We start from the raw sequence: 13,379 nt of genomic DNA, 5'->3' as shown, positions 1-13,379 counted from the left end.
ACTTATCAGGAGTCAGTCATGTCTTTTTCTCAAGCGGTTAGCGGCCTGAACGCTGCGGCCACCAACCTTGATGTTATCGGTAATAACATCGCCAACTCCGCCACCTATGGCTTTAAGTCCGGTACGGCATCATTTGCCGATATGTTCGCCGGTTCCAAAGTGGGGCTGGGCGTAAAAGTGGCGGGGATTACCCAGGATTTTACCGACGGTACGACAACGAACACCGGGCGCGGGCTGGATGTCGCGATTAGCCAGAACGGTTTTTTCCGCCTGGTAGACAGCAACGGTTCCGTGTTCTATAGCCGCAACGGCCAGTTCAAACTGGACGAGAACCGTAACCTGGTCAATATGCAGGGGATGCAGTTGACCGGCTATCCGGCCACCGGTACGCCGCCGACCATTCAGCAGGGGGCGAATCCTGCGCCGATCACCATTCCGAACACGCTGATGGCGGCGAAATCGACCACCACCGCGTCAATGCAGATCAACCTGAACTCAACGGACCCTGTACCGTCTAAAACGCCCTTTAGCGTGAGTGATGCGGATTCGTATAACAAAAAAGGCACCGTCACCGTTTATGACAGCCAGGGTAATGCCCATGACATGAACGTCTATTTTGTGAAAACCAAAGATAATGAATGGGCTGTGTACACCCATGACAGCAGCGATCCTGCAGCCACTGCGCCAACAACGGCGTCCACTACGCTGAAATTCAATGAAAACGGGATTCTGGAGTCTGGCGGTACGGTGAACATCACCACCGGTACGATTAATGGCGCGACAGCGGCCACCTTCTCCCTCAGCTTCCTTAACTCCATGCAGCAGAACACCGGGGCTAACAACATCGTCGCCACCAATCAAAACGGCTATAAGCCGGGCGACCTGGTGAGCTACCAGATTAACAACGACGGCACCGTAGTTGGCAACTACTCCAACGAGCAGGAGCAGGTGCTGGGGCAGATTGTGCTGGCTAACTTCGCCAATAACGAAGGTCTGGCATCCCAGGGCGATAACGTCTGGGCGGCGACGCAGGCTTCCGGGGTAGCGCTGCTGGGGACTGCCGGTTCCGGCAACTTCGGTAAGCTGACGAACGGCGCGCTGGAAGCCTCTAACGTGGATTTGAGTAAAGAGCTGGTGAATATGATCGTCGCGCAGCGTAACTACCAGTCGAATGCGCAGACCATCAAAACCCAGGACCAGATCCTCAATACGCTGGTTAACCTGCGCTAAGCGCCTGACGGGATAGCTTAATGGATCACGCAATTTATACCGCCATGGGGGCGGCCAGCCAGACGCTTAACCAGCAGGCGGTAACGGCCAGCAACCTGGCTAATGCCTCGACGCCGGGCTTTCGCGCGCAGCTTAACGCGTTACGCGCGGTGCCTGTTGATGGCCTCTCTTTAGCAACGCGCACGCTGGTTACGGCGTCGACGCCCGGGGCGGATATGACCCCGGGTCAGTTGGACTACACCTCCCGTCCGCTGGATGTCGCGTTACAGCAGGACGGCTGGCTGGTGGTGCAAGCGGCGGATGGCGCTGAAGGATATACCCGTAACGGGAATATCCAGGTGGGCCCGACCGGGCAGTTAACCATTCAGGGACATCCGGTTATCGGCGAAGGCGGACCGATTACCGTTCCTGAAGGGTCGGAAATCACCATTGCGGCAGACGGCACGATCTCCGCGCTCAATCCCGGCGACCCGCCAAACACGGTGGCGCCCGTTGGGCGACTGAAGCTGGTCAAAGCGGAAGGCAATGAGGTGCAGCGGAGCGATGACGGTTTATTCCGCCTTACCGCCGAGACACAGGCTGAACGCGGGGCGGTACTGGCCGCCGACCCGTCAATTCGCATTATGTCGGGCGTGCTGGAGGGCAGTAACGTCAAGCCGGTTGAAGCCATGACCGACATGATCGCCAACGCACGTCGTTTTGAAATGCAGATGAAGGTTATCACCAGCGTAGATGAGAACGAAGGGCGAGCTAACCAACTGCTGTCGATGAGTTAATACAGGACATTTTATGATCAGTTCATTATGGATCGCCAAAACCGGTCTGGACGCGCAGCAAACCAATATGGATGTGATTGCCAATAACCTGGCAAACGTCAGCACCAATGGTTTTAAGCGTCAGCGCGCGGTATTTGAAGATCTGTTGTATCAGACCATCCGCCAGCCGGGTGCGCAGTCGTCCGAGCAGACGACGCTGCCTTCCGGGCTGCAAATCGGTACCGGCGTGCGTCCGGTCGCCACGGAGCGCCTGCACAGTCAGGGGAACCTGTCGCAGACCAACAACAGTAAAGATGTGGCGATTAAAGGGCAGGGCTTTTTCCAGGTCATGCTGCCGGACGGTACGTCTGCCTATACCCGCGACGGCTCTTTCCAGGTGGATCAGAATGGTCAACTGGTGACGGCGGGCGGTTTTCAGGTGCAGCCGGCAATCACCATTCCGGCCAACGCGTTAAGCATCACGATTGGCCGCGACGGCGTGGTCAGCGTTACCCAGCAGGGGCAGGCCGCGCCGGTTCAGGTCGGGCAGCTTAACCTGACCACCTTTATGAACGACACCGGGCTGGAAAGCATTGGCGAGAACCTCTATATCGAAACGCAATCGTCCGGCGCGCCGAACGAAAGCACGCCGGGGCTCAACGGCGCGGGGTTGTTGTATCAAGGGTATGTCGAAACGTCGAACGTTAACGTGGCGGAAGAGCTGGTGAACATGATTCAGGTTCAACGCGCCTATGAAATTAACAGTAAAGCAGTATCGACGACCGATCAGATGCTGCAGAAACTGACGCAACTCTAAGGGGCCGCCGGTGGGGGATACGCCACCGGCTCCCTGATTTTGAAGATGAAGGTAATGCAAAAATACGCGCTTCACGCTTACCCAGTTATGGCCCTGATGGTCGCGACGCTGACAGGATGCGCCTGGATACCCGCTAAACCGCTTGTGCAGGGGGCGACCACGGCGCAGCCGATACCTGGCCCGGTACCGGTGGCGAATGGCTCCATATTTCAGTCTGCGCAGCCGATTAATTATGGCTATCAGCCGCTTTTTGAAGATCGTCGACCGCGTAATATCGGCGATACGCTCACGATTGTGTTACAGGAAAACGTCAGCGCCAGTAAAAGCTCGTCGGCAAATGCCAGTCGCGACGGCAAAACCAGTTTTGGTTTTGATACGGTACCGCGTTATCTGCAGGGATTATTCGGTAATTCCCGCGCGGATATGGAGGCCTCCGGCGGCAACTCTTTTAACGGCAAAGGCGGCGCGAATGCCAGCAATACCTTTAGCGGCACGCTGACCGTGACCGTCGATCAGGTTCTGGCCAATGGCAATTTACACGTCGTGGGGGAAAAACAGATCGCGATTAATCAGGGAACGGAATTCATCCGCTTCTCCGGCGTGGTAAATCCACGCACCATCAGCGGCAGCAACTCCGTTCCCTCGACACAGGTGGCGGATGCGCGGATTGAATATGTCGGGAACGGCTATATTAACGAAGCGCAAAATATGGGCTGGCTGCAACGTTTCTTCCTTAATTTGTCGCCGATGTAAGCGAGGTGTATGTGTTTAAAGCTCTTGCAGGAATCGTTCTGGCACTGGTTGCCACTCTGGCGCACGCCGAGCGTATCCGGGATCTGACCAGTGTCCAGGGAGTACGGGAAAACTCGCTGATCGGCTACGGGCTGGTGGTCGGGCTGGACGGTACGGGCGACCAGACGACCCAGACGCCATTTACCACTCAGACGCTGAATAACATGCTGTCACAACTGGGGATTACGGTCCCCACCGGCACCAACATGCAGTTGAAAAACGTGGCGGCGGTGATGGTGACGGCGTCGTATCCGCCTTTTGCGCGACAGGGACAAACGATCGATGTCGTCGTTTCCTCAATGGGGAACGCTAAAAGTCTGCGTGGCGGGACGTTATTAATGACGCCGTTAAAAGGGGTGGACAGCCAGGTGTATGCTCTGGCGCAGGGCAATATTCTGGTCGGCGGCGCGGGCGCTTCCGCAGGCGGCAGTAGCGTGCAGGTTAACCAGCTTAATGGCGGGCGCATCACTAACGGCGCGATTATCGAACGCGAGTTGCCGACTCAGTTCGGCGCTGGCAACACCATTAATCTGCAATTGAACGACGAAGATTTTACGATGGCGCAGCAAATTACCGACGCCATCAACCGCGCCCGCGGTTACGGCAGCGCCACTGCGCTTGATGCGCGAACGGTACAGGTACGCGTGCCCAGCGGCAACAGCTCGCAGGTGCGTTTTCTGGCGGACATTCAAAATATGGAAGTCAACGTGACGCCGCAGGATGCAAAAGTCGTGATCAACTCGCGTACCGGTTCGGTGGTCATGAATCGGGAAGTCACGCTGGATAGCTGCGCTGTGGCGCAGGGCAATTTGTCAGTGACAGTCAATCGCCAACTCAACGTCAACCAGCCGAATACGCCATTTGGCGGCGGGCAGACCGTGGTGACGCCACAGACTCAGATAGATTTGCGTCAGAGCGGCGGATCGCTACAGAGCGTGCGTTCCAGCGCCAATCTGAACAGCGTAGTGCGCGCGCTGAATGCGCTTGGCGCGACGCCGATGGATCTGATGTCGATTTTGCAGTCCATGCAGAGCGCGGGCTGTCTACGCGCCAAACTGGAAATCATCTGATGATCGGAGACGGTAAATTGCTGGCCAGCGCGGCCTGGGATGCGCAATCTCTGAACGAACTGAAAGCGAAAGCGGGCCAGGACCCGGCGGCGAATATCCGTCCTGTGGCCCGTCAGGTGGAAGGGATGTTTGTGCAGATGATGCTGAAAAGTATGCGCGAGGCTTTACCCAAAGATGGTTTATTCAGCAGCGATCAGACGCGTCTGTATACCAGCATGTATGACCAGCAGATCGCCCAGCAGATGACCGCCGGTAAGGGATTGGGGCTGGCGGATATGATGGTTAAACAGATGACGGGCGGGCAGACGATGCCTGCAGATGATGCGCCGCAAGTACCGCTTAAATTCTCCCTGGAGACGGTAAACAGCTATCAAAATCAGGCGCTGATCCAACTGGTGCGCAAAGCCATACCGAAAACGCCGGACAGCAGCGATGCGCCGCTCTCCGGCGACAGTAAAGACTTTCTGGCCCGGCTTTCGCTCCCGGCGAGGCTGGCCAGCGAACAAAGCGGGGTGCCGCATCATCTGATTCTGGCGCAGGCGGCGCTGGAGTCCGGCTGGGGGCAGCGGCAAATCCTGCGGGAGAATGGCGAACCCAGCTATAACGTATTTGGCGTGAAAGCGACCGCCAGTTGGAAAGGGCCGGTGACGGAAATCACCACCACTGAATACGAAAATGGCGAAGCGAAAAAAGTGAAAGCGAAATTCCGCGTCTATAGCTCGTATCTGGAGGCGTTATCGGATTATGTCGCGCTGTTAACGCGTAACCCACGCTACGCTGCCGTGACCACTGCCGCCACGGCAGAGCAGGGCGCAGTGGCTCTGCAAAACGCCGGATACGCCACTGACCCGAATTACGCGCGTAAATTGACCAGCATGATTCAGCAGTTGAAAGCGATGAGTGAAAAGGTCAGCAAAACCTACAGCGCGAATCTCGACAATCTCTTTTAAATTGCTCAAGTCCACGTAGTCGCTGCCGATAACAACGAGTATTGAAGGATTAAAAGGAACCATCATGTCCAGCTTGATTAATCACGCCATGAGCGGACTTAACGCCGCGCAGGCCGCGTTAAATACGGTCAGTAATAACATCAACAATTATAACGTTGCGGGTTATACCCGGCAGACAACTATTCTGGCGCAGGCAAACAGTACGTTAGGGGCTGGCGGCTGGATAGGTAATGGCGTTTACGTTTCAGGCGTACAGCGCGAATATGATGCGTTTATCACTAATCAGCTACGCGGCGCGCAAAACCAGAGCAGCGGCTTAACCACGCGCTATGAACAAATGTCGAAAATCGACAACCTGCTGGCCGATAAATCCAGCTCACTGTCTGGCTCGCTGCAGAGTTTTTTTACCAGCCTGCAAACGTTAGTCAGTAATGCGGAAGATCCTGCGGCGCGTCAGGCGCTGATTGGTAAAGCGGAAGGGCTGGTAAACCAGTTCAAAACCACCGATCAGTATCTGCGCGATCAGGATAAACAGGTCAATATCGCGATTGGCTCCAGCGTGGCGCAAATCAACAATTACGCGAAGCAGATAGCTAACCTGAACGATCAAATCTCCCGTATGACGGGCGTAGGCGCGGGCGCATCGCCGAACGACCTGCTCGATCAACGTGATCAGTTGGTTAGCGAGCTTAACAAGATCGTTGGCGTCGAGGTGAGTGTACAGGACGGCGGCACCTATAACCTGACGATGGCCAATGGCTATACGCTGGTGCAGGGGTCGACGGCGCGTCAGTTGGCGGCGGTTCCCTCCAGCGCCGACCCGACGCGAACGACTGTCGCTTATGTCGATGAGGCCGCCGGTAACATCGAAATTCCGGAAAAGTTGCTGAACACCGGTTCGCTCGGCGGGCTACTGACGTTCCGTTCTCAGGATCTGGATCAGACTCGTAATACGCTGGGCCAGTTGGCGTTGGCGTTTGCCGATGCGTTTAACGCGCAGCATACCAAAGGTTATGACGCCGACGGCAATAAAGGGAAAGACTTCTTTAGCATTGGCTCGCCGGTGGTATATAGCAACAGTAATAATGCCGATAAAACGGTATCGCTAACCGCTAAGGTGGTCGACAGCACGAAGGTTCAGGCGACGGATTATAAGATTGTTTTTGACGGTACAGACTGGCAGGTTACTCGCACTGCGGATAACACCACCTTCACGGCAACAAAAGATGCTGACGGAAAACTGGAGATTGACGGTCTGAAAGTGACGGTAGGGACCGGCGCACAGAAAAACGACAGTTTTCTTCTCAAGCCGGTCAGCAATGCTATCGTCGACATGAACGTTAAAGTGACAAATGAAGCCGAGATTGCGATGGCGTCTGAGTCAAAACTCGATCCTGACGTGGATACCGGCGACAGCGATAACCGCAATGGTCAGGCATTGCTGGACTTACAAAACAGCAATGTAGTGGGCGGCAACAAAACTTTTAACGATGCTTACGCCACGTTGGTCAGCGATGTGGGTAACAAAACGTCAACGCTGAAAACCAGCAGCACCACGCAAGCGAATGTGGTTAAACAGCTTTATAAACAGCAACAGTCGGTTTCCGGCGTTAACCTCGACGAAGAGTACGGCAATTTGCAGCGTTATCAGCAGTATTATCTGGCGAATGCGCAAGTATTGCAGACCGCGAATGCGCTGTTTGATGCGTTATTGAATATTCGCTAAAGGAGAAGGATGACATGCGTATCAGTACCCAGATGATGTACGAACAAAATATGAGCGGCATCACTAATTCTCAGGCCGAATGGATGAAGCTGGGCGAGCAGATGTCTACCGGTAAGCGCGTTACCAACCCATCTGACGATCCGATCGCCGCGTCGCAGGCGGTAGTACTCTCTCAGGCGCAGGCGCAGAATAGCCAGTATGCCCTGGCGCGTACGTTTGCCACCCAAAAAGTGTCGCTGGAAGAAAGCGTACTCAGTCAGGTGACGACGGCGATTCAAACCGCGCAGGAAAAAATCGTCTATGCCGGAAACGGCACGTTAAGCGACGATGACCGCGCGTCGCTGGCGACGGATTTACAGGGGATCCGCGATCAGCTGATGAACCTGGCAAACAGCACTGACGGCAATGGTCGCTATATCTTTGCCGGGTATAAAACGGAAGCGGCGCCATTCGACCAGGCGACAGGTGGTTATCATGGCGGCGAGAAAAGTGTTACCCAGCAGGTGGATTCCGCACGCACGATGGTAATTGGCCATACGGGCGCGCAAATTTTTAATAGCATCACCAGCAATGCGGTGCCGGAACCGGATGGCTCGGACTCCGAAAAGAATCTGTTTGTCATGCTCGATACGGCAATTGCCGCACTCAAGACCCCGGTGGAAGGCAATGACGTGGAAAAAGAAAAGGCCGCTGCCGCCATTGATAAAACCAATCGCGGCTTAAAAAATTCGCTCAATAACGTCCTGACCGTTCGTGCGGAACTGGGAACGCAACTGAGCGAACTCAGTACGCTGGATTCACTGGGAAGCGACCGTGCGCTGGGACAGAAGCTGCAGATGAGCAATCTGGTAGATGTGGACTGGAACTCGGTCATTTCCTCCTACGTCATGCAACAGGCGGCATTACAGGCGTCCTATAAAACGTTTACCGACATGCAGGGAATGTCGCTTTTCCAGTTGAACCGGTAACACCTCTTTTTGAAACATATCACGAAACTGGATATGTTTTGTCTGCCCGCGCCATCCACCCCGGCGCGGGCATTTTTTTAGTCGTCATTGAGTTAGTGGTCATATTGTCGCGCCCGTAGCGACGCCATCCGTACGTATTATCCCGCCTGATCTCATACGCTAGGAGTGACTAAAAGACGCCATGGGGTGAGGCATCGCCCTGTAAGGGGCATAAAAAAGCCGACCTGGCGGTCGGCTTTGTATCAGCATTTACATCATTCTACCGGCTGTGGGCGTGTTGCCGGGGCGCTGGCGTGACGTGTGGCGCTGTGTCCGCCTGCTGCGCCTTTACCTTCAAAGTGGAAGGAAGGGCGCTGCCAGTCGCTATGGTGCGGGGTTTCCGGCACATATTCCGGCGCTGGCGCACGCGTCATCGGCGCGCTGGCGTGGTTATGATCGTCAACGCAGACAACGTCCTGCGGCTTTTCCACCACCTGGGCCGGTGCGATAACGGTTTCTTCTGCCGTGTGCTCCACAACAGCCGCTTCCGCTTTTGTCTCTTCTTCTGGCTCGACAACGACAACATCAGCCACGTTTTCAGCCACCGTAATGGACGCGTCGGCGGTTTCTGCTACCGGTTCGGCGTCAGCAATAACCTCTTGCGCTTCCGGCGTATCGCTTTCGGCAATCAGTTGCGGCTGTTCATCAACCGGCGCGGCAATCACTTCCGGATGCGTTGTCTCGACCTTGACGACTTCCGGCGCCTGTGGTTCGGCGACGGTCTGCGGCTCAACGGCAACGTTTTCTACCGCCTGTACCGACGCTTGTGGTTCTAACGCTACGGTCGCAGCGATAACCTGCGGTTCAGCGACAACCGGTTGTGGCAGCGCCAGATCTGCTTCACGCTGCTCTTCAACAACCTGCGTTTCCTGAGGACGGACAATCGGGTAGCGGATCCAGACTTTACCGGACGCCATTTCCGGCGACGCGCAGGCGACGGTTAACGGCATCGGCGATTGTGTCGGGTAGCGCTCGTCACGATAGCGACGGCGACGCTGACCGCTTACGCGCAGGTGGCGCGGAGAACGACGGGAGCGACGCGGCATACCGGTATTATCGCGAGGTTCTACGCTATCATCCTGCTCCGGCGCGATATCGGCGACGACAGGTAAATCAACTTTCGCCAGCTCGGTACGCGGCGCTGGAACGGGCTGTTCAACGTTTTCAACCGGGCGTGGTTCGTCGACGACGACCGGCGTGTCAACCGTTTCAACCACTGCGCTGTTGGTAAAGCGGACTTTCTGATTAAGCTGACGCTGCTTGCGGCGCGGCTGAACCTGCTGAACGCGTTCTTCCTGCTCGGTCTCCTGGACAGGCTGTTCTTCGCGGTTAAGCGCTTTTACTTCCTGCTGCGCCTGGCGCTTGTCATCATTGCGGCGGCGGCTGCGTTCGCGACGCGGCGTCTGTTGCTGTTCATCGCCGGTTTTCACTTTTTCCGCCGTTTCCTGCTGGCGGGTATCGCGCGCTTCCGCATTTTGCTGCTGCGTCTGGCGACGGTTACGACGATTATCGTCGCGGCTCTCGCCGCCGTCACGTCCGGCACGGTTATCACGGGTGTCGCGGCGTTCGTTACGATCGCGACGGTTGTTCTGCCGTGGCTTGCGACGATCCTGCTGACGCTCCGCTTTTTCTTCCGCTTTCGGCGCGGCTGTTTCGACGGCTTTCGTTTCTTCACCGCTGAACAGTTGTTTCAGCGCGTTAAGGAAGCGGCTAAACAGACCCGGCTGGGCAGGCTGCGCGGCGGCAACATTATCCTTTTTCGCCGTGGCGACGCTAACCGCCGGTTCGACAGGCGTCGGCGCCGGAGGCACATCTGGCATAGCGAATGTCGCCAGCGCAGGCTGTTCCGGGCGTTTACGCTCGGCGTACTCTTCTTCAGAAGGCAGCGCCATCGCTTCTTCGTGCAGCTTCGGCAGCATGTAGCTCAGGGTCGGCGTTTCTTCCCCTTTGCGTACGCGCAGCACGGAATAGTGCGGCGTTTCCATCTGATCGTTCGGGACGATGACACAGCGGACGCCATCCTGACGCGTCTCAATAGCGTTCACTGCCGTCCGTTTTTCGTTAAGCAGATAAGAGGCGATCGGCACCGGAACAATGGCATGGACTTCCTGCGTATTCTCTTTCAGCGCTTCTTCTTCAATCAGGCGCAGAATGGACAGCGACAGAGATTCGTTATCGCGCACGGTGCCGGTACCGCTACAGCGCGGACACACGTGATGGCTGGATTCGCCCAGAGACGGGCTCAGGCGCTGACGCGACATTTCGAGCAGGCCGAAGCGGGAAATATGGCTAATCTGAATACGCGCCCGGTCCTGACGCACCGCTTCACGCAGACGGTTTTCTACCGCGCGCTGGTGACGTACCGGCGTCATATCGATAAAGTCGATAACGATCAGGCCGCCCAGGTCGCGCAGACGCAACTGGCGGGCAATCTCGTCGGCCGCTTCGAGATTGGTGTTGAACGCGGTTTCTTCGATATCGCCGCCGCGAGTCGCGCGGGCGGAGTTGATATCGATGGCGGTTAACGCTTCGGTACTGTCAATGACGATGGAGCCGCCGGAGGGCAGGCGCACTTCACGCTGGAACGCTGACTCGATCTGCGATTCGATCTGGTAATGGCTGAACAACGGGATTTCACCGGTGTACAGCTTAATTTTGCTGCTAAAATCCGGGCGGCCCAACGCGGCGATATGCTGACGCGCCATTTCCATCACTTTTGGATTGTCGATCAGGATTTCACCAATATCCTGACGCAGATAGTCGCGAAACGCGCGTACGATGACGTTGCTTTCCTGATGGATCAGGAACGGCGCGGGACGGCTTTCAGCGGCTTTCTGAATGGCCTCCCAGTGTTTCAGGCGGAAGCTTAAATCCCACTGCAACGCTTCGGCGGATTTACCCACGCCCGCGGTACGCACGATAAGCCCCATCCCTTCAGGAAGTTCCAGGCTGGCCAACGCTTCTTTTAACTCGGTACGATCGTCGCCTTCAATGCGACGGGAAATACCACCCGCGCGCGGGTTATTCGGCATCAGTACCAGGTAGCTGCCCGCCAGACTGATAAAGGTGGTTAACGCCGCGCCTTTGTTGCCGCGCTCTTCTTTATCGATTTGAACAATGACTTCCTGGCCTTCGCGTAACACGTCTTTAATGTTCGGGCGACCATGAGCGCTGTAGTTAGCGGGGAAATATTCGCGGGCAATTTCTTTTAACGGGAGGAAACCGTGGCGTTCTGCGCCGTAATCAACAAAAGCCGCTTCCAGGCTCGGTTCAATACGGGTAATTTTGCCTTTATAGATGTTCGCTTTTTTCTGCTCGTGTCCGGGGCTTTCTATATCCAGATCGTACAGACGCTGCCCATCTACAAGGGCGACGCGCAACTCTTCCTGCTGAGTCGCGTTGATTAACATTCTTTTCATCGTAACTTACTCATTATTCTTACGTTGACGACTAAGCTGCGGGCATGGTGACGCCTTACCGGGCATGAACCGATGGCCTCGTGACTATTTCGCGTCGCCAACCTCACGGTTATCGTCAGCTCAAAGAGGCGCAGAGTGTCGGTTGCCTGTATTTCATACGGAAACACAGCGCAATTATCAGGGAAGCAGCCTGGGCATTACTCTCCAGAGAAGATCCTATCTACCGGTAAGGACTGCAACCCGCAGCCCGCTAACTGTCTGAAAAATCAATACGTCTTACGCCATTGCTGCGTTGATGATCGGTCAGACAAAATGGGTTATTCCGCTAAACTTTTTGTTTTAACAAGTTTCGGTGCGGAAACCGCATCATTATTCCACTGCTAACCTTGTTATAGCAAGATGACTTTTACCATTTATCACCCGCTTACTCACAGTTTTTTCACCAGCGTGAGCCAATCGCTTTAATAACCAGCAAAACCGCAGTGAAAAATGTTCATCCACTGGCGTAGACGTCTCTATAAGCATAGAAAAATGTGTGGCGCGAATCTCACAGGCTATTTAGAATCGCCCCCCATGAAAACAGAAACGCCATCCGTAAAAATTGTTGCTATCGCCGCTGACGAAGCGGGGCAACGCATTGATAACTTTTTGCGCACCCAACTGAAAGGGGTACCAAAAAGTATGATTTATCGCATCTTGCGTAAAGGCGAGGTGCGGGTGAACAAAAAACGCATTAAACCGGAATACAAACTGGAAGCGGGCGATGAAGTCCGCATTCCGCCGGTTCGCGTTGCTGAACGCGAAGAAGAGGCCGTGTCGCCGCATTTGCAAAAAGTGGCGGCGTTGGCGGACGTCATTTTGTATGAAGACGACCATATTCTGGTGCTGAATAAGCCTTCCGGCACCGCCGTACACGGCGGGAGCGGGTTAAGTTTTGGCGTCATCGAAGGGCTGCGGGCGTTGCGTCCGGAAGCGCGATTCCTGGAGCTCGTGCATCGTCTTGACCGCGATACCTCCGGCGTGCTGTTGGTGGCGAAAAAACGCTCCGCGCTGCGTTCGCTGCATGAGCAACTGCGCGAAAAGGGAATGCAGAAAGATTATCTGGCGCTGGTGCGCGGCCAGTGGCAATCGCACGTTAAAACCGTACAGGCGCCATTATTAAAGAACATTCTGCAAAGCGGCGAACGTATTGTTCGTGTGAGCCAGGAAGGCAAACCGTCAGAAACGCGCTTCAAGGTGGAAGAGCGCTATGCCTTCGCCACGCTGGTGCGCTGTAGCCCGGTAACGGGCCGTACGCATCAGATTCGCGTACATACCCAATATGCCGGTCACCCTATTGCGTTCGACGATCGCTACGGCGACCGTGAATTTGATCAACAGCTTACCGAAGCGGGAACCGGTCTTAAACGTCTCTTTCTACACGCCGCGGCGCTGAAGTTCACGCATCCGGGAACGGGCGAAGTCATGCGCATTGAAGCGCCGATGGATAAGCAATTGAAGCGCTGCCTTGAGGTATTACGTAGTAAAGCCTGATGCGCGTTGCTTATCAGGCCTACAATCGTGTGATGCACCGTAGGCCTGATAAGACGCATCGCGTCGCCATCAGGCAGATT

Annotated in this window: 10 protein-coding genes; 9 read left to right on the top strand and 1 reads right to left on the bottom strand. The window is 55.6% G+C overall.

The window, feature by feature from the left end; all coding sequences use genetic code 11:
- Positions 1–18: 18 nt before the first annotated feature.
- From flgE to flgL, 8 genes are all read left to right on the top strand, one after another.
- Positions 19–1,230, top strand: a complete 1,212-nt coding sequence (gene flgE, locus HU143_RS13765; protein WP_000010567.1) for a flagellar hook protein FlgE — start codon at positions 19–21, stop codon at positions 1,228–1,230.
- 20 nt (positions 1,231–1,250) lie between these two features.
- Positions 1,251–2,006 carry a flagellar basal body rod protein FlgF gene (locus HU143_RS13760; protein WP_023227260.1) on the top strand — a complete coding sequence of 252 codons (756 nt, stop codon included), beginning with the start codon at positions 1,251–1,253 and terminating at the stop codon, positions 2,004–2,006.
- 13 nt (positions 2,007–2,019) lie between these two features.
- Positions 2,020–2,802, top strand: a complete 783-nt coding sequence (gene flgG, locus HU143_RS13755; protein WP_000625851.1) for a flagellar basal-body rod protein FlgG — start codon at positions 2,020–2,022, stop codon at positions 2,800–2,802.
- A 54-nt stretch (positions 2,803–2,856) separates the two neighbouring features.
- The gene (flgH, locus tag HU143_RS13750; RefSeq protein ID WP_001174897.1) at positions 2,857–3,555 is read left to right on the top strand and encodes a flagellar basal body L-ring protein FlgH; all 699 of its coding nucleotides are present in this window, start codon (positions 2,857–2,859) and stop codon (positions 3,553–3,555) included.
- Positions 3,556–3,566: 11 nt separating this feature from the next.
- Positions 3,567–4,664 carry a flagellar basal body P-ring protein FlgI gene (locus HU143_RS13745; protein WP_001518955.1) on the top strand — a complete coding sequence of 366 codons (1,098 nt, stop codon included), beginning with the start codon at positions 3,567–3,569 and terminating at the stop codon, positions 4,662–4,664.
- Complete coding sequence (gene flgJ, locus HU143_RS13740; RefSeq protein WP_023227259.1) at positions 4,664–5,614, top strand: flagellar assembly peptidoglycan hydrolase FlgJ; 951 nt, start codon at positions 4,664–4,666, stop codon at positions 5,612–5,614. Before HU143_RS13745 ends, flgJ begins: the two co-directional genes overlap by 1 nt.
- A 64-nt stretch (positions 5,615–5,678) precedes the next feature.
- Positions 5,679–7,340, top strand: a complete 1,662-nt coding sequence (gene flgK / locus HU143_RS13735; protein WP_000096425.1) for a flagellar hook-associated protein FlgK — start codon at positions 5,679–5,681, stop codon at positions 7,338–7,340.
- A gap of 14 nt (positions 7,341–7,354) precedes the next feature.
- Complete coding sequence (gene flgL, locus HU143_RS13730) at positions 7,355–8,308, top strand: flagellar hook-associated protein FlgL (protein WP_001223032.1); 954 nt, start codon at positions 7,355–7,357, stop codon at positions 8,306–8,308.
- 254 nt (positions 8,309–8,562) lie between these two features.
- On the opposite strand, the gene rne is transcribed toward flgL, so the two are convergent.
- Positions 8,563–11,766 carry a ribonuclease E gene (rne, locus tag HU143_RS13725; protein WP_023227258.1) on the bottom strand — a complete coding sequence of 1,068 codons (3,204 nt, stop codon included), beginning with the start codon at positions 11,764–11,766 and terminating at the stop codon, positions 8,563–8,565.
- 573 nt (positions 11,767–12,339) lie between these two features.
- Here rne and rluC point away from each other — a divergent pair.
- Positions 12,340–13,299, top strand: coding sequence for a 23S rRNA pseudouridine(955/2504/2580) synthase RluC (gene rluC / locus HU143_RS13720; protein WP_000846318.1), 960 nt, complete (start codon positions 12,340–12,342; stop codon positions 13,297–13,299).
- Positions 13,300–13,379: the final 80 nt, after the last annotated feature.

Source organism: Salmonella sp. SJTUF14076 (assembly GCF_015534835.1).
GTDB lineage: Bacteria > Pseudomonadota > Gammaproteobacteria > Enterobacterales > Enterobacteriaceae > Salmonella > Salmonella enterica.
Note: the sequence above shows the minus strand (reverse complement) of the source record. Positions and strands in the feature narration are given on the sequence as shown.

What these genes read in the sequence shown, in the direction of transcription:
- rne (WP_023227258.1), bottom strand. Translation starts at nt 11,766, where the DNA reads ATGAAAAGAATGTTAATCAACGCGACTCAGCAGGAAGAGTTGCGCGTC.
- rluC (WP_000846318.1), top strand. Translation starts at nt 12,340, where the DNA reads ATGAAAACAGAAACGCCATCCGTAAAAATTGTTGCTATCGCCGCTGAC.
- HU143_RS13760 (WP_023227260.1), top strand. Translation starts at nt 1,251, where the DNA reads ATGGATCACGCAATTTATACCGCCATGGGGGCGGCCAGCCAGACGCTT.
- flgL (WP_001223032.1), top strand. Translation starts at nt 7,355, where the DNA reads ATGCGTATCAGTACCCAGATGATGTACGAACAAAATATGAGCGGCATC.
- flgG (WP_000625851.1), top strand. Translation starts at nt 2,020, where the DNA reads ATGATCAGTTCATTATGGATCGCCAAAACCGGTCTGGACGCGCAGCAA.
- flgH (WP_001174897.1), top strand. Translation starts at nt 2,857, where the DNA reads ATGCAAAAATACGCGCTTCACGCTTACCCAGTTATGGCCCTGATGGTC.
- flgE (WP_000010567.1), top strand. Translation starts at nt 19, where the DNA reads ATGTCTTTTTCTCAAGCGGTTAGCGGCCTGAACGCTGCGGCCACCAAC.
- flgJ (WP_023227259.1), top strand. Translation starts at nt 4,664, where the DNA reads ATGATCGGAGACGGTAAATTGCTGGCCAGCGCGGCCTGGGATGCGCAA.
- flgK (WP_000096425.1), top strand. Translation starts at nt 5,679, where the DNA reads ATGTCCAGCTTGATTAATCACGCCATGAGCGGACTTAACGCCGCGCAG.